This window comes from Streptomyces sp. NPDC104309 (assembly GCF_055584025.1).
Genome location: NZ_JBVJMV010000003.1, coordinates 33441 through 49419, shown reverse-complemented (window position 1 = coordinate 49419; position 15979 = coordinate 33441). Strand labels below are relative to the sequence as shown.

The following is a 15979-nucleotide window of genomic DNA, read 5'->3' as shown; positions in this document are numbered from 1 at the left end:
CGGGACAGCCCTCAGTGCAGACGGGCGAGGGCGTCGGCGGTGACGGCGTGGACCGGGGGACGTCCGGAGAGCAGCCGCAGCACCTCGTCGACGGCGCTCGTACCGAGCCGCCGCCGGCACTCGACACTGCCCGCCGCCTGGTGCGGGGTGAGCAGCACGTTCGGGAGGGAACGGAAGGGGTGGCCGACGGGCAGCGGCTCGGCGTCGAAGACGTCGATCGCCGCGTCCAGCCGTCCGGTCGACAGTTCGGCGAGGAGCGCGTCCTCGTCGACCAGCCACGACCTGGCGGTGTTCACCAGGCCCGCCCCGTCCGGCATCAGCGCCAGCTGTTCGGCGCCGATCATCCGGTGGGTCTCCTCGGTGACCGGCGCGTGCACGGCCACGATCCTGCTGCGGGACAGCAGCGTCTCCAGGTGCACGCACTCCACGCCGAGCGCCTCGGCGTCCGCGTCGGAGAGGTAGGGGTCGCTGACGCCGACCCGCGCCCCCATCGCTTGCACCAGGGCGATGTAGGCACGTCCGGTGCGGGAGGCGCCGATCACGCCGATGTCGCTGCCGTGGATCTCGTGGCGCGGCGGGGCCGCGCTCGCCGCCGCCCACTCCAGCCCGCCGCGCAGGGCGTGGTCGAAGCGCTGGACGCGGTGGAGCAGCGAGAGCGTGAACGCCAGAGCCACCTCGGCGACCGGGCGGGCCATCTCGTCACCCGCCTGGGTGACCACGATGCCCCGCCGGAACACCTCCTCGGTGACATAGGGCGCGACCGCCGAACCGGTGTGCGCCACCAGCTCCAACCGGTCGGCGGATGCGAGGAGTTCGGCGTCCACCTTGGGCGCACGCCATGAGGTGATCAGCGCGCGGGCGCCGGGCAGCGCCGCAGCCACCGCCGCCCGGTCGGAGTGGTCGTCCAGGACCGTCAGCTCCGCCGCGCGTTCCAGCTCCCGCCAGACCTCGGCGGTGAAGAACTGGGCCCGCAGGCCCGGCGGTACGGCGACGACCACCCGGGAGCGGTCGGCAGGATCAGGAGAGCCAGGCATCGAGGTGCTCCGCAACGAAGGCGTCATCGGTCAGCCAAGGGTAGGCCGCGGCCACCCGACTGATCTCCTCGGCCTGTCCGGGGGAGAGCGTCTCGGCCGGGTCCAGGCACCGGATGTTCGCCAACAGCCCCTGGCGACGCAGCACTTCGTGCACTCCAGCGATGCAGCCGCGGAACGCGCCGCGCACATCGAAGACCGCGCTGTTGGCATCGGTCAGCTCGGAGCGACGGGTCAGGCAGCGCACCATCGCCTCGTGGTCCCCGCCGCGTGCCCTGCGGACGTCGTCGAGGAGCGTCACCGCGGAGCTCGTCCACACGGCCCACTGGCCGAGGAGGCCGCCCGCGAACCAACGGGGCGTGCCGCCCGCCGTCTCGTACGGGGTGAGCAGATCACCGATGATGTCGTCGTCGTTGCCGGTGTACAGCGCCACCTCGTCGGCGCGGTCCGCGGCGGCCACCGCCCGTACGACATCGGCGGTGCGGTACCGGTCGAACGGGGCGATCTTCACCGCGACCGTGTTCGGCAGATCGGTGAACGCGGACCAGAAGCCGGGCGACAGGTACCGCCCGCCGACGGCCTCCTGGAGGTAGAAGCCGATCACCGGCAGCACTTCGCCGACCGCCCTGGCCCGGTCCAGCAGCCCCTTCTCGTCCGCGCCGGGCACGGCCGGGCTGAGCAGCACCGCGTCGTAGCCGAGCGCGGCTGCGGTCTCGGCCTCGGCGACGGCCTGCGCGGTGTACCCGCAGGCCCCGGCGACCTTGATGAACGGCCGGCCGGCCTCGGCGTCGATCGTCTCGGCGGCCAGCTCCAGGACCGGCCGGAACAGACCGACCTCCGGTTCCCGGATCTCGAACTGCGTGGTGTGGACGGCGACGGCGACCCCGCCCGCGCCGGAGGCGAGGTAGTAGCGGGTCAGCGCGCGCTGCCGGCGCTCGTCGAAGGAGCCGTCGGCGTGCAGGGCCAGCGGGTGGGCGGGGATCACGGCACCGCGGGCCAGCGCGTCCAGGGCCGGGGTGGACAGGAGGGAGGGAGTGGACATGGAGTGGATCAGAACCTTCCGTCACGGACCTGGAACTTGGTGGGCTTGCCGGACAGCGGCAGCCCGCGGCGCAGCCAGTCGGCCTGCCACTCGACGAGGGTGCGCAGCGCGACATCCGGATATCCGAAGAGGGCGTGGCAGCCGCTCGCGTCGGAGAGCAGCGCGGTGGGTGCCTCCTCGCCCGCGAAGACCGGTTCCCGGTCGAACTCCTCGCCGAACCACTGCGCGATGCGGCGCACCGACGCGGTCTCGGGTCCGGTCAGGTTGAGGGTGAACGCCTCGCCGTCGGTGGCGTGCAGCAGGGAACGCAGCGCGACCTCGTTGGCGTAACCCTGCCACACCACGTTGGCGTGACCGGTCGTCACATCCACCGGCTCGCCCACCTGCACGCGATGGGCGATGTCGGCGAGGACGCCGTAGCGCAGGTCGACCGCGTAGTTGAGCCGAATGTTGGCGACCCTGGTTCCCCGGGTCAGCGCCGCGTGGCCGAATATCCGCTCGCGGCCCAGGCACGACATGGCGTACTCGCCGACCGGGCCGACCGGGTCGCTCTCGGTGCAGCCACCGGAGGCGACCGGCACCAGCGGGTACACGTTGCCGGTGGAGAACGCGGCGATCCGCGAGCCCGGCCAGCGGCGCGCCACCCGGTCCGGCATCGCCGCGTTCACGGCCCAGGCGTGCGAAGGCGCCCCGGCGGAGCCGAACTTGGCGCCGACCATGAAGACGATGTTCCCGGCGTCGGGCAGCTCGGCCAGATCGGCGGCCGGGTCCATCAGGTCGAAGGCGACGGTGGAGACCCCGGCCGCCTCCAGCGCATCGGCGGCGGACTTGTCGGACCAGCGGGAGACCGCGTACACGGTCACATCGGTACGGCCCGCGGCGTCCAGCGCCCGGCGGGCCAGCGTGCACAGGCTGGGGCCCATCTTGCCGCCGGCGCCGAGCACCAGCAGATCGCCTTCGAGGCGGCCGAGGTCGGCGACGAGCGCGGGGGAGGGGGTGGCGAGCCGCTCTTCCAGAGCGGCCTCATCGGTGAACATTCGTAGCTATCCCTTGATTCCGGACGCGGTGACGCCCTCGGTGAAGTAGCGCTGGCCCACCATGTACGCGGCGAAGATGGGCACGAACGCGATGACGGAGCCGGAGAGCACCACATTGAGCGGCACGTTCTGCTGCTGGAGCGAGGCGATGCCGACGGTGAGGGTGCGCATGTCGGTGGACTGGCCGATGACCAGCGGCCAGAGGAAGTCGTTCCAGTGCCACAGGAAGACGAAGACGCCGAGCGTGGCGAGGATCGGCTTCAGCAGCGGCAGCACGATGCGGTAGAAGATCTGCCACTCGCTGCAGCCGTCCAGCCGGGCGGCCTCGAAGAGTTCGTCGGGCAGTCCCTGGATGAACTGCCGCATCAGGAACACCGCCTGGGCATTGGCCAGGGTCGGCACGATCAGACCCCAGTAGGTGTCCACGCCGCCCAGCTTCGCGATCATCGCGAACGTGGGGATCATCGTGACGTGGTACGGGACCATCACCATCGACAGGAACGACCAGAACATCGTCTCCCGGCCCGGGAAGCGCTTCTTGGCGAACGCGTACCCGGCGAGCGAGGCGAGCAGCAGTACGCCGACGACGGAGACGACCGAGTAGACCAGGGTGTTGACCAGCCAGCGCGGCACGTCCTGGGCGTTCATGACGGTGCTGTACGCCTCGCCGGTCAGCGGCCACGGCAGCAGACTGCCGGGGAATTCGACCGCCGCGGACGGCTTCAGGGAGAGTACGACCATCGCGTAGAACGGGAAGATCGTCACGATCGCGGCCACCGTGAGCAGCACGGCGCGCCCGATCCGGCCGGCCCGGGTGGGGCGCATGCCGTGCGGGACGGTGTCCTGTTCCGACAGCTTGCGCAGTGTGCGTTCGGCGCGCCGCGCGGCCCGGTCGGGTGTCGCGGGGGCCTTGCCGACGGGCGGGGTCTCGGTCTCTACGGGTGCTGCGGTCATGGTCACTGGTCCTTCCCGATCACGAGCCGCTGGATCACCGCGACCACCACGGTCAGCGCGAAGAGCGCGACGCCGATGGCGGAGGCGTAACCCAGATCGAAGTACTTGAAGCCCGCGTCGTAGAGCTGGAAGACGAGCGTGTAGCTGGCGTTGGCGGGGCCGCCGCCGGTCATGGTGTAGACCGCGTCGAAGACCTGGAACGAGGCCGTCGTCTCGATCACGGCGAGGAAGAACAGGGCGGGCTTGAGCTGCGGCAGCACGATGTACCGGAAACGCTGCCAGGGGCCCGCTCCGTCGGTGAGGGCGGCTTCCTCCAGCTCGCGCGGAATGTCCTGCATCCGGGCCAGCAGGATGAGCATCCCGTACCCGAAGCGGGACCAGACGCCGACGATCGCGAGCGCGGGCAGCACCAGCACGTCGTCGGAGAGCCAGGAGCCCTCGGACATCCCGAACCAGCCCATCAGGGTGGACCACGGGCCGCCGGTCGAGAAGATCCAGACGAAGACGGTGGCGGCCAGCACCAGCGAGGTGACGACCGGCAGGAAGAACACCGAGCGGAAGAACTTGGCGCCGCGGAACGCGCGGCGGGTGATCAGGGCCAGGGACACCGACGCGATGAGCGTGCCCGGCACCGCGAGCACGGTGTAGAGGACCGTGACCTTCAGCGCCTGCCAGAACAGCGGGTCGTCCCACAGGCGGGTGAAGTTGTCGAGCCCGATGAAGCTGCCGCCGCCGGTCAGGGAGTAGTCGGTGAAGCTCATCAGCACACCGGCGACGCCCGGACCGAACCGGAAGGCGAGGAAGAGCAGGAAACACGGAAGGACGAAGAGCAGGCCGATCCGGGCCTCGCGGCGCGCCTGCGGCCCGCTGCGACGGCCCCGGCGGGTGGGTTCCGCGACGACTGCCACGGGGATCTCCTTGCGGTACGGGGGAATTGCGGGGGCTCGGGGGAGCGTGCTCCCCCGGAGGGTGCGGGGCCGGGGTCCGGTTGCGGCCGGACCCCGGCCCCGCGCGTGATCAGCGGCCGAGCATCGCCTGCGCGGCCTTCTGCGCGGCGTTCAGCGCCTCCTGCGGGCTCTTCTTGCCCAGCAGGGCCGCCTGGATCTCCGGTGCGAGCACGCCCTGGACCTCACGGGCCTTGTCCTGGAGCGGACCCACGGTCATGCTCGGCAGCGTCGCGCCGACCGCCGTCTGCAGCGCGTCGCCCGGGTACAGGTCGCCACCGGACTTGCGGGCCGGGAAGTAGCCCGCGGCCTTCTGCAGACCGGCCGCGTTCTGCGACTCGGCGACGAAGTTCAGCCAGTCGCCGGTGTTCTTCTTGTCGGCGCCCTTCAGCATCGACAGGGCGCCCACGGTGCCGTATCCGACCGACTCGACGTCCTTCAGCGGCGGCTGGACGACGATGTTCTCCTTGCCCCAGAACGGCTCGACGTCCGCCGGGGTGTTCTGCCAGGTGCAGGCGATCTTGCCCTTGGCGGTGGGGGTCTGCTCCAGCTTGGGCGTGGTGGTGACCAGGTCCTTGTCGGTGTAGCCGCCGTCGACGAGCTTCTTCAGGTACGTCAGGGCCTTGACGCCGGCGGCGTCGTTGAAGGTGACGTTCTTGCCGTCCTCGGAGAAGACGTCGCCGCCGGCCTGCCACAGCAGCGGGTAGAAGGTCATGTTGAGCGTCTGCTGGGTGTCACCGCTGTAGCTGGTGGCGTAGTAGCCCTTCTTCTTCAGCTTCGGGGCCAGCGCCTCCAGCTCCGCCCAGCTCGTCGGGTAGTTCTTCTCGCCGATCGCGGCGAACACCCGCTTGTCGCAGATCAGCGGGTTGGCGCTGGTGAGGATCGGGGTGGCGAGCGCCTTGCCGTCGACCGTGACGGACTTCAGCGCGAAGTCCGTGTAGTCCGCCTTGGCGTCGGCCGGCATGTAGTCGTCGGCCGCGACGATGCTCTTGGCGTACTTCGGCAGCTGGTCCGGGATCAGGTAGACCGCGTCCGGACCCTTGCCGGAGGCGATCGCGGTGGCCAGCGCGGTGTCGCGGTTGGCCCACGGGAAGGTCTCCACCTTCACCTTGACGCCCGAGTGCTTCTTCTCGAACGCCTTGACCAGACCGTCCCAGTAGGCCTTGTTCTTGGCCTCGTCGAAGATGACGGGGTAGGTCCACATGGTGACGGTGTTGTCGTCGCTGCCGCTGCCGGAGCAGCCGGCCAGCACACCGGCGGCGAGGGCGGTGGCGAGGACGGGGGCGGCGACGGCGCGGACTCTGGAACGGCGGGTGAGGAGACGGGACATGAGGTGGTCCTCCGAGGACGTGAGGGTGGGGCTGGAAAGAGGGCCTGTCGTTCGGATCAGGCCGGATCAGGGAGCGGGGTTTGGTGCGTGCGGCTGCAAGGCGGAGGATTGAGCCAACGCGGAGCGTTGGTGATCGACGACAACGCGGCAGATGTGCGTGCCAGACCCCCGCGAGCCCGGCGTGGTCCGAACGACAGGCCCTTCAGAGGGAGTCACTGCGCCGGGACCGTCTGGACGGTGCCGGTGTGCCGGGCACGTTCCGCGGCGAACGCCGCGAGATGGCTGCCGAGCGAGGTGGCGGGACCGGAGCGGACCGCCCCGGCGTCACCGGTGGCGACGGCGGTGACGAACGCCTCGACGAGCGCGGCGTCCCCGCCACCGTGCCCGTCGGCCGCGTTCGACCCGGAAGCGCCGAGTTCGTGGACGGTGGACTCGCCGGTCCGGAAGTCCTGCACGGTGACCCGCTCGCCGTCACCGATCAGCCAGCCGTGCGAGCCGAAGATCCGGGTCTGCCGGTGCGTCTGCTCGGTGAACGCCACCATCTGGAACGTGGCGGTCACCCCGTCCGTCAGCTGCATCGCGAGGACCTGGTGGTCGACCACGTCGTTGTCGCCGCGGTACGCGCAGACGCCGTACGGCCCCTCGCGCAGCGCCTGCACGAGACCGGCCTCGTCGGTCGCCTCGGTGACATGGGTGACCGGCCAGACGGCGCCCTTCTCGCGCAGCGTCGGCATGTACAGCTTCAGCGCGCTGTACGGGCAGTCGGACTCGACCGCACAGTCCAGACAGCGGTCGGCGGACCCGGCCGGAGCGTTCTCGGGCCGGAAGTGCTTCAGCCCGCCGAAGCTCGTGACCTGTTCGATCCGGCCGCCCATGACGTACGTGATCCAGTCCAGGTCGTGGCAGGACTTGGCGAGCAGCATCGGGGAGGAGTCCTTCTCGCTGCGCCACGGCCCGCGTACGTAGCTGTGGGCGTAGTGCCACCAGCCGACCGGCTCCAGATGGTCGAGGGAGACCAGCTGGCCGAGCACGCCGGAGTCCACGACCTCCTTCACCAGATCGGTGTACGGGGTGTACCGCATGACGTGGCACACCGCGAACAGGACCCCGGCCCGCTCCACACCCTCGACGATCCGCCGGGTCTCCTCCTCGGTCGGGGCGAGCGGCTTCTCGGCGAGGATCGCGTAACCGGCCTCGGCCAGCGCCAGCACCGGCTCCACGTGGAAGCGGTCCTGGGTGGCGACGACGACGGCGTCGGCGATGCGGTTCTCGACGAGCGGCCGCCAGTCGTCGAACTCGACGGGTGCGCCGGCGGCGGCCCGCGCCGCGGGGCGCGGATCGGCGACGGCGACCAGTTCGGCGCGCTCGGGGTGCGCCTTGATCCACTCGGCGTACGTCAGACCGCGGTTGCCGGCGCCGACGAGCGCGACCCGTACGGGCCGGCCGGTGATCGGGGTATGCGTGGACACGGGAATCCCTGGTACTCGATGGGTTGGGGCGTTTCGTTCGGATCAGGCCGGATCAGGCAGCGGGGGCTGGTGCGTGCGATCGCACGACCGAGGACAACGCCGCGAGCGCGCGTGCCGGCCCCCGCGAGCCCGGCGTGATCCGAACGAGAGGCCCCAAGTGGTCAGAAGCGCAGCGTGGCCGTGGTGTGGGCGACACGGTCGCCCTCGTCGGGCAGCGCGGTGCGTTCGGTGCCGTCCTCGACGCAGCCGGTGTGCAGCAGATGGCTGGTGGTGCCGGCGAACGCCGCGGGCCGCAGTTCGATCCGGCCGCCGGTGAAGGTGGAGCCGGTGGCCCGGTAACGGTTGGGGCCCTCGGTGACCAGCACATGGGCGGTGCCCTTGGGCGCGGTCGAGTCGAGGCCGGTCAGCTGCCAGTCGACGGTCCGTCCGGAGCCGGTGCGGGCCAGCAGGGCGCCGTCCTTGTTGGTGCCGGACAGCCGTGTGCCGTCGACGCGCAGTCGCTGGTCCTTGGACGAGGTCAGCTTCAGCCCGGAGTCGCGGAGTTCACCGCCGAGGACGGTGATGTCGGCGTGCGCGAGCGAGACCGGGGCGGTGTCCTTGGAGCCGGTCAGGGTGCACTGGTCCAGGACGAGCGGGCCGGTGCCGTTGAAGACCGCGCCGTCGACGCCCTTCAGTGTGTTGCGCTGCAGGGTGAGCGGCACGGTCACATTGGCCTGGGTTATCTCCGCGCCCGCGGCGAACGCGAACGAGGAGTCGGCGATCACATTGGGGCGGGCGGACAGATCCGATGCCCGGGAGACGATCAGCGGGCCGGTGGCCGTGCAGCCGCGCATCTGCACACCGTCGGCGTTGACCCAGAGCATGCCGGAGCCTGCCAGGGACTTCTTGCCGATGACCAGGACGTCCTCCAGCGTCAGATCGGTGATCTTGACCCGGGCGACGAACCAGGAGCAGGCGTGTCTGCGTACGGTGATCCGCTTGGCCCTGCCGCCCCAGGCGGCACCGGAGTTGGCGAACGTCATCAGGCCGGAGTTGCCGGTGTAGACGAGGTCGTGCTCGAACTGGCCGTGCGTCACGAACGGGCCCTCGTCGTCACCGTCGCCGTGGCAGTTGGTGACGTAGCAGTAGGCGGAGGCCGTGAAGTCGTTGAGATGGCGGGCGTTGGAGGTGTGACAGTCCTCGACGTGCCCGTACAGGCAGTAGATCTGCTGGGTGAGGTAGCCCGCGCCGCCGTACGTGACGGACTTGGGGTTGGTCAGCGAGCACTGCTCGGTGCGGTAGTACGTGCACCAGCGGCGCATCACGACCGGCCAGAAGGTGCCGATCGCCTCGATGCCGGAGACGTCGCAGCGGACCGCGTACTCGTACGCGACCGGGTGCGAGCCGGTCATCTCGTCGTCGCCCCAGCCCTCGAAGACCATGTTGCGCACGTGGGCGCGGTCGACGGGCTCGATCCGGGTCCAGGTGAGGGTGCGGCCGGCGGCCAGGTCCCAGCCGATCTGGTAGTTGACCCGGATGTGCGTCGAGTCGACGACGTCGGTGACCTGGACGAGGCGCTGGATCTCCTTCTCGTACTTCCCCGCCAGGGCGTTGATCTCCACGGCCCACCACTGGCCGACGGCGAACTTCGAGGAGTCGCCCACCTCGAACAGGTCCGAGAGGTCCGGCATCGCCGCGCCCAGAGTGTGTTCGACGGTGGTGTCGGTGACGGTGCCGCGGAAGGAGAGGACGGCGCCGAAGGGGTTGTCGTGGGTGTTCTTCTCGATGCCTTCGGTGCGGATGCGGTGGCCGCCGAAGTCGAGTTCGATGTGGGAGCGGTCGAACAGGTGGCGTTTGGTGAACAGGAGGTCGGTGTGGGCCTCGATGCGGTGGACGCTGTTGTCGGCGATCATCGCGTCGAGGGCGGTGTCGGCGGGTTCCTCGGCGTCGAAGTGGCCGAATGTGCGGAAGTCGAGGGTGCCGGTGTGGAGCTGGTGCCAGCGGCCGGACTTGGTGCTGGTGGGTGCGATGACCGTTCCGCCGTTGTGGGCGGCGGTGGACTTCTTGTTCCAGCGCACGGCCAGGGCGCCGCCGTCGCCGGGGGCGTGGTATCCGGCGATCAGGACCTGGGTGCCGTCGTCGAGCGGCTTGGTGTTCAGCGCGCGCAGCTCGGCGACCGTGTCCAGGCGCAGTACGTCGCCGGTGTGCGACGGCGCGGCCTGCGCGGAACCGGTGGCCACGGCCGAACCGGCCATGACCAGACCGGCCAGACCCGAAGCCCGCAGCAACGTACGACGCGACGAGGCGGAGGTGTGGTGGTGCGGAACGCTCATGCGGACTTCGCCTTCCGAGAAGTGCCGAAAGTGAGGGAGCGTTCCTGCGGTGGACTGCCGTGAGGCGGATGGCTGAAAAGGATCCGGCCGTCGGATGTTCACGACGCGATGGGCAGGCGCCGGAAGCGGGCCGGAAGGGGTAAATCGCCGGTGACGGAAGAATGTCACCGCGGTTGGCAGGGAACCTACGGCGGGTTACGTCGATCAGTCAAGACCCGAATTCGTCGGAATCCGATGTGTCGCTGTCGGACGCTCCGTCCTCCGTGTCGTCGACCCAGCCCAGCGAGACGCTGATCCGGCGGGCCGCGTCGCGGACCTGGCCGCCCAGCTCCTGGTAGCGCCAGGCCGGCAGGCCGAGCTTGAGGCCGGTGATGGAGACGGCCCCGGCACACACCGACCGGTCGTCGAAGACCGGCGCCCCGATGCAGATGATGCCCTCGGCGTCCTCCTCGTCGTCCAGCGCGTAGCCGACCCGGGCGATGTCACGCAGATGCGACAGGAAGGTGGCCGGGTCGGTGATCGTGCGGGAGGTGCGCCGGGGCAGCCCGAACCGCTCGACGATCGCGGCGGCCTCGCCCTGCGGCACGGCGGAGAGCAGGGCCTTGCCCAGCCCCGTGCAGTGCGGCAGCTCGCGCTGGCCCATGCGCAGATCGAGCCGGACGCGCTGGTCGAGCTCGACCTGGTCCACGACGACCGCGTGGCCGTCCTCGGGCACGGCGAGCCGGGACGCCATGCCGGTGGTCCGGGTGAGCTCGCTGAGCACGGGGTGGGCCACCCCGCGCAGGGAGACCTGGGAGCGGGCCCGGTCGCCGAGCCGGGCCAGGCTCATGCCGAGCCGGTAGCGGCGGTTCATGCCCTCGCCGTCGTCCGAGACGAGGCCGTAGGCGCGCAGGGTCTGGAGCATGCCGAAGGCGGCGCTCTTGGAGATCGAGCAGGCCTGGCCGACCTCCGTGACGCTCAGGCCGTTGCCCTGCGTGGGGGCGGCGAGCGCTTCGAGGATGTCCGCTGCCCTGGCCACGCTCTTGACCCAGTACTTCGGTTCTTCTGAGGCAGAGCTGTTCGTCATAGCAGAACAGCGTAGTGCCTCCAGGGAGGCCGGAGGACGCTTTCGTCGTGAAAAAAGCGCGGCAGCGGGCCGTTCCGTGGCAGGGAGGGGGTTGACCGACCTTGGCGTCGCACGTAATATCCAGGCACTGTTCTGCTCTACAGAACAGTGTTCAGAAAAAGCGAGACGCACCACCCAAGCACCACGGATCACCCTCTTCCTGCGGCGACTGCCGGGCGGATGGCGCCAGGGACTCACGGGCCGGGCAGGGCCTGCGAAAACCGACGACTCTCGACGCAAGGAGCAAGCGATATGAGTTCAGGCCCGGTGGGCAACGAATCCGGAGCCCGACTCGCCGAGCGCGCCCGCCAGGTCGTACCCGGCGGCGTGAACAGCGGTCAGCGCAGCGTTCCCGGACTGACCGACCTGGTCGTCACCGGGACCGACGGCGCACGGTTCCGCACCGCCGACGGACGCGAGTACACCGACTTCCACTCGGCGTTCGGCCCGCCGCTGCTCGGTCACAACGACCCCGACGTGGCCCGCGCCACCGCCGAGGCCGGCGCCACCCTCGGCCACATGGGCGTCGGCGTCACCGAGGGCGAGGTCCTCCTCGCCGAACAGCTCACCGAGCTGATCCCGTCGATCGAGAAGGTGCTGCTCACCAGCACCGGCAGCGAGGCCACGTTCCACGCGCTGCGCGTCTCCCGCGCCGCCACCGGCCGCCGCCTGGTCGTCAAGTTCCAGGGCTGCTACCACGGCTGGCACGACGCGGTCAGTCTCAATGTCATCTCCGCACCTTCGATGGTGGGCGGCCACGACCCGATCTCAACCGGCATCCTGCCCGAGGTCCTCGAAGCCACCCTCGTCCTGCCCTTCAACGACAGCGAGGCCGTCCGCCGCACCTTCGCCGAGCACGGCGCCGACATCGCCGCCGTCATCGTCGAGCCCGTTCCGCACAACGTCGGCGCGCTCCTGCCGTACCAGGAGTTCCTCACCACGCTGCGCGAGGAGACCACCAGGGCCGGCAGCGTCCTGATCTTCGACGAGGTCATCACCGGCTTCCGCCACGACATCGGCGGCTGGCAGAAGATCTCCGGTGTCACCCCCGACCTCACCACCCTCGGCAAGGCCATCGCCAACGGCGCCCCCGTAGGCGCGATCGGCGGCCGTGCCGACCTGATGGACCTCTTCTCCACCCACCCAGGCGCCCCCGCCTTCTTCGCCGGTACGTACAACGGCCACCCGTCCGTCGTCGCCGCCGCTCTCGCCACCCTGCGCAAGCTCCGCGAGGAACCGGTCCACGAACACGTCTTCCGGCTCGGCGAGCGCGTCCGCACCGAACTGACCGGGCTGTACGAGCGTCTCGGCGTCCCCGCCGTCGTCACCGGCTACGGCTCGGTCTTCGTCAGCTACTTCATGCCGGGCGAGGCCCCCCGCACCTACGCGGACCTGCTGAACAACGACGCCTCCCTGTTCGTCGGCTACCGTCGCAAGCTCCTCGACCACGGCCTGTTCGAGCTGCCGCTCAACCTCAAGCGCAGCCACATCAGCTACGCCCACACCGACGCCGACGTGGACCGCCTGATCGAGGGCACCGAGGCCGCGGTCAAGGCCGTCCTCGCCGACGGCGGCGCCCGCGACCTGGAGAACACCTCCACCATGGGCGGAGCGACCCGCTGATGCTGACCGTCAACCGCACCCGCCCCGCAGGCCCCGCCGGACGCATCACCCGCGTCGAGACCCTGATGCTCGGCACCTCCTGGCGCGACTTCGGCTACGTCCGGGTCCACACCGACGAGGGCCTGGCCGGCATCGGCGAGATCACCCACCCCTACCGGGTCCGCGAGGTCTGCGCGCTCACCGAGGCACTGGCGCAGCGCCATCTCATCGGCGCCGACCCCTTCGACATCGAGGAGCTCTGGCTCCGCGTCTACCAGGGCGACTTCCTGCGCGGCGGCGACATGGGAGGCGTCGCCCTGTCCGGCCTCGACCAGGCGATGTACGACCTGATGGGCAAGGCGCTCGGCGTCCCCGCGTACCGGCTGACCGGCGGCGCCTGCCGCGACAGCGTACGTGTGTACGCCAACGGCTGGTACACCGGCGAACGCGAGCCCGAGACCTTCGCCGCCAAGGCGAAGGAGACCGTGGCGAAGGGCTTCACCGCCCTGAAGTTCGACCCGTTCGGCCCCGGACTCCACGAGCTGGAACGCGCCGAACTGCGTCGCTCCATCGACCTCGTGGCCGCCGTCCGCGAAGCCATCGGGCCGGACATCGACCTGTTCATCGAGGGCCACGCGCGGTTCGCCATGCCGACCGCCGCCCGCCTCGTACGAGAACTGGAACCGTTCGACATCGGCTGGTTCGAGGAGCCGATGCCCTGGACCCACATCGAGCGGTACGCGGAACTGCGGCAGCGCGCCGCGTTCCCCATCTCCGGCGGTGAGCACTTCCACAACCGCTACGAGTACAAGCAGCTCTTCGCCACGAACGCGGTCGACATCATCCAGCCCGACCTCTCGATGGCCGGCGGCTTCACCGAGGTCAGGAAGCTCGCCGCGATCGCCGATACCCACGGCATGCTCGTGGCCCCGCACAACTCCAACTCGCCGCTCTGCACCACCGTCTCGGTGCACGCGACGCTCGGAATCCCCAACTTCAAGATCCTCGAAACCTTCGACGGACTCCTGGAGGACTACGTCTTCGACGCCCTCAAAGGCACCCTCCCGATCGTCGACGGCCACATCGGCCTGCCGACCGCCCCGGGGCTCGGTGTCGAGCTCGTCGACGAGGTCTTCGAGGAACACCCGCCCAGCCACCGCTTCTGGAACATGTTCGCGGACGGCTGGGAGAAGCGGAACCGGACATGATCGTCGACGTCCACTCGCACCTCTTCCGGCACAGCCACGACTTCACCGACCCGTTCAAGTCGGACTCCGCCCGCGCTCACGCGGGCGAGGTCGACCTCACGGTGAAGTGGGAGGAGTACGCCGCCACGGCGCCCGAGGGCACCCGCACGATCGTCGTGGGCGGCAAGGCGCGGCGCAGCGGGCTCTGGGTCGACGACACGGCCGTCGCCTCGTACGTCGGACAGCACCCCGACCGGCTCATCGGCTACCTCTCCCTCGACCCCACCCAGCCCGGCTGGCAGGACGAACTCCGCTACGGCCACCAGGAACTGGGTCTGCGCGGCATCAAACTGATGCCGATGTACGCGGGCTTCGACCCGGCCGCCGAGGAGTACGACGAGCTGTACGGCTACGCCGAACGGCACGGACTCCCGCTCCTGGTGCACACCGGCACGACCTTTGTGTCGAAGGCGCCCCTGGAGTGGGCGATGCCCCGCCACCTGGACGCGGTCGCCATCCGCCACCCCGAACTGCGGATGGTCCTGGCCCATCTCGGCCACCCCTTCGAGGGCGAGTGCATCGCGGTCATTCGCAAGCACCCGCACGTGTACGCGGACATCAGCGCCCTGCACTACCGGCCCTTCCAGCTCTGGCACAGCCTCCGGCTCGTCCAGGACTACGGGGTCTTCGACAAGCTGATGTTCGGCAGCGACTACCCGTTCACGACAGTCGACGACTCGGTGCGGGGGCTGCGGGAGATCGCCCGCATCCCCGGCATCCCCGGGCTGCCGCCGCTCGACGTGGACGCGGTGGAGGAGATCATCCACCGGCCGTCGCTGGACCTGCTGGGGCTGAGCGGCTGACCGGGCCGTTCCCCACGAACCTGTCGGCCGGTGCCCGGGGCCATCCCCCTGCCCGAGGGCGCCGGCCGGCAGCCGGGCCGCCGCGCTCCCACCCCGGTGTCCCCGCGCGGCGGCCCGGACCCCTCCGGCGGATCAGGGCCGGAACCACCGCACCCCTCTTTCGTACCTCTCCGCCTGGAGGAACCCCGCCATGACCGCAGCCGTCCCGCCCCGCGGAACCGACCGCTTCGACCTGACCGGCCGCACCGCGGTCGTGACCGGGGCCGCCCGGGGCCTCGGCCGGTCCTTCGCCGTCGGGCTCGCCGAGGCGGGCGCCGATCTGGTCCTCGTCGACCTGCCCGGTGCCGACGGCGTCGCCGAGACCGCGGCGGCTGTCGAGGCGCTCGGCCGCCGGGTCCGCACCTACGGCCAGGACCTCGCGGACATCGACGCGCTGCCCGGCTTCGTCGATGCCGTACGCGCCGAGGCCGGACCGCTGCACATCCTGGTCAACAACGCGGGAACGGCGGCGCTGGAACGCTTCAACGAGATCACCCCCGCGAGCTGGTCGCGCATCATGCGGGTCAACGTCGACGCGGTCTTCTTCCTCAGCCAGCGCATCGCCGAACACATGACGGCGGACGCCGTCGCCGGCCGCATCATCACCATCACCTCGAAGAACGCCCTGGTGGCGGAGGCGGGCCTGGCCCACTACAACGCCTCCAAGGCCGCCGCCCAACTGCTCACCGAGACCCTGGCGGTCGAACTCGCCCCGCACGGCATCACCGCCAACACCCTCGCGCCCGGCATGGTCGAGACCCCTATCGACGGAGAGTTCCCCTTCGACCGGGAAGCCTTCGAATCCGCCTACCGCGAGCGCATCCCGCTGGGCAGGTACGCACAGCCCGACGAATGCGTGGGCGCGCTGCTGCTGCTCGCCTCGGACGCCGGGGCGTATCTCACCGGGGCGCGGATCGTCGTCGACGGGGGAGTGCTGGCCGACCAGATGCCGCGCATGCGCTTCATGCCGCCGTACCGCAACACGATCTGACCTCCGCGCTTCGTCCAGCCGTACCGCGACTCCGTCCGGTGTCCGTGCTTCGTCGCGCCGTCCCGCGACACGG

Annotated in this window: 13 protein-coding genes; 4 read left to right on the top strand and 9 right to left on the bottom strand. The window is 70.4% G+C overall.

Annotation, left to right across the window (positions count from 1 at the left end; all coding sequences use genetic code 11):
• Positions 1–11 precede the first annotated feature (11 nt).
• The 9 genes from ACZ68L_RS04310 to ACZ68L_RS04270 all read right to left on the bottom strand — a co-directional run bounded on the left by ACZ68L_RS04310 (position 12) and on the right by ACZ68L_RS04270 (position 11185).
• A complete protein-coding gene (locus ACZ68L_RS04310) occupies positions 12–1034 on the bottom strand; it encodes a hydroxyacid dehydrogenase (RefSeq protein WP_469574085.1) in 1023 nt (340 codons plus the stop codon).
• Positions 1018–2073, bottom strand: coding sequence for a dihydrodipicolinate synthase family protein (locus tag ACZ68L_RS04305; protein ID WP_469574084.1), 1056 nt, complete (start codon positions 2071–2073; stop codon positions 1018–1020). The genes ACZ68L_RS04310 and ACZ68L_RS04305 overlap by 17 nt, the downstream gene beginning before the upstream one ends.
• An 8-nt stretch (positions 2074–2081) precedes the next feature.
• Positions 2082–3110, bottom strand: a complete 1029-nt coding sequence (locus ACZ68L_RS04300) for an NAD-dependent epimerase/dehydratase family protein (RefSeq protein ID WP_469574083.1) — start codon at positions 3108–3110, stop codon at positions 2082–2084.
• A gap of 6 nt (positions 3111–3116) precedes the next feature.
• Complete coding sequence (locus ACZ68L_RS04295) at positions 3117–4064, bottom strand: carbohydrate ABC transporter permease (protein WP_469574082.1); 948 nt, start codon at positions 4062–4064, stop codon at positions 3117–3119.
• 2 nt (positions 4065–4066) lie between these two features.
• On the bottom strand, positions 4067–4972 hold the full coding sequence (locus ACZ68L_RS04290; RefSeq protein WP_405689265.1) for a carbohydrate ABC transporter permease: 906 nt from the start codon (positions 4970–4972) through the stop codon (positions 4067–4069).
• Positions 4973–5081: 109 nt separating this feature from the next.
• Entirely contained in the window at positions 5082–6338 is a 1257-nt protein-coding gene (locus tag ACZ68L_RS04285) for an ABC transporter substrate-binding protein (protein ID WP_469574081.1), read from the bottom strand.
• Between the two features lie 212 nt (positions 6339–6550).
• Positions 6551–7807: a Gfo/Idh/MocA family protein gene (locus ACZ68L_RS04280; protein WP_469574080.1), complete on the bottom strand. Its 1257-nt coding sequence runs from the start codon at positions 7805–7807 to the stop codon at positions 6551–6553.
• A gap of 161 nt (positions 7808–7968) precedes the next feature.
• Complete coding sequence (locus ACZ68L_RS04275) at positions 7969–10119, bottom strand: peptidase C14 (protein ID WP_469574078.1); 2151 nt, start codon at positions 10117–10119, stop codon at positions 7969–7971.
• Positions 10120–10327: 208 nt separating this feature from the next.
• Complete coding sequence (locus ACZ68L_RS04270; protein WP_469574077.1) at positions 10328–11185, bottom strand: IclR family transcriptional regulator; 858 nt, start codon at positions 11183–11185, stop codon at positions 10328–10330.
• Between the two features lie 291 nt (positions 11186–11476).
• Between ACZ68L_RS04270 and ACZ68L_RS04265 the strand changes: the two genes are divergently transcribed.
• The 4 genes from ACZ68L_RS04265 to ACZ68L_RS04250 all read left to right on the top strand — a co-directional run bounded on the left by ACZ68L_RS04265 (position 11477) and on the right by ACZ68L_RS04250 (position 15906).
• A complete protein-coding gene (locus ACZ68L_RS04265) occupies positions 11477–12847 on the top strand; it encodes an aspartate aminotransferase family protein (RefSeq protein WP_469574075.1) in 1371 nt (456 codons plus the stop codon).
• Positions 12847–14034 carry a mandelate racemase/muconate lactonizing enzyme family protein gene (locus ACZ68L_RS04260; protein WP_469574073.1) on the top strand — a complete coding sequence of 396 codons (1188 nt, stop codon included), beginning with the start codon at positions 12847–12849 and terminating at the stop codon, positions 14032–14034. The genes ACZ68L_RS04265 and ACZ68L_RS04260 overlap by 1 nt, the downstream gene beginning before the upstream one ends.
• Complete coding sequence (locus ACZ68L_RS04255) at positions 14031–14876, top strand: amidohydrolase family protein (protein WP_469574072.1); 846 nt, start codon at positions 14031–14033, stop codon at positions 14874–14876. The genes ACZ68L_RS04260 and ACZ68L_RS04255 overlap by 4 nt, the downstream gene beginning before the upstream one ends.
• 190 nt (positions 14877–15066) lie before the next feature.
• A complete protein-coding gene (locus ACZ68L_RS04250; protein WP_469574071.1) occupies positions 15067–15906 on the top strand; it encodes an SDR family NAD(P)-dependent oxidoreductase in 840 nt (279 codons plus the stop codon).
• The last annotated feature ends 73 nt before the right edge of the window (positions 15907–15979 follow it).

Excerpts from the sequence above, each read along its gene's own strand:
- ACZ68L_RS04275 (WP_469574078.1), bottom strand. The coding sequence starts at position 10,119 with ATGAGCGTTCCGCACCACCACACCTCCGCCTCGTCGCGTCGTACGTTG.
- ACZ68L_RS04260 (WP_469574073.1), top strand. The coding sequence starts at position 12,847 with ATGCTGACCGTCAACCGCACCCGCCCCGCAGGCCCCGCCGGACGCATC.
- ACZ68L_RS04300 (WP_469574083.1), bottom strand. The coding sequence starts at position 3,110 with ATGTTCACCGATGAGGCCGCTCTGGAAGAGCGGCTCGCCACCCCCTCC.
- ACZ68L_RS04265 (WP_469574075.1), top strand. The coding sequence starts at position 11,477 with ATGAGTTCAGGCCCGGTGGGCAACGAATCCGGAGCCCGACTCGCCGAG.
- ACZ68L_RS04310 (WP_469574085.1), bottom strand. The coding sequence starts at position 1,034 with ATGCCTGGCTCTCCTGATCCTGCCGACCGCTCCCGGGTGGTCGTCGCC.
- ACZ68L_RS04270 (WP_469574077.1), bottom strand. The coding sequence starts at position 11,185 with ATGACGAACAGCTCTGCCTCAGAAGAACCGAAGTACTGGGTCAAGAGC.
- ACZ68L_RS04285 (WP_469574081.1), bottom strand. The coding sequence starts at position 6,338 with ATGTCCCGTCTCCTCACCCGCCGTTCCAGAGTCCGCGCCGTCGCCGCC.
- ACZ68L_RS04250 (WP_469574071.1), top strand. The coding sequence starts at position 15,067 with ATGACCGCAGCCGTCCCGCCCCGCGGAACCGACCGCTTCGACCTGACC.
- ACZ68L_RS04295 (WP_469574082.1), bottom strand. The coding sequence starts at position 4,064 with ATGACCGCAGCACCCGTAGAGACCGAGACCCCGCCCGTCGGCAAGGCC.
- ACZ68L_RS04255 (WP_469574072.1), top strand. The coding sequence starts at position 14,031 with ATGATCGTCGACGTCCACTCGCACCTCTTCCGGCACAGCCACGACTTC.
- ACZ68L_RS04305 (WP_469574084.1), bottom strand. The coding sequence starts at position 2,073 with ATGTCCACTCCCTCCCTCCTGTCCACCCCGGCCCTGGACGCGCTGGCC.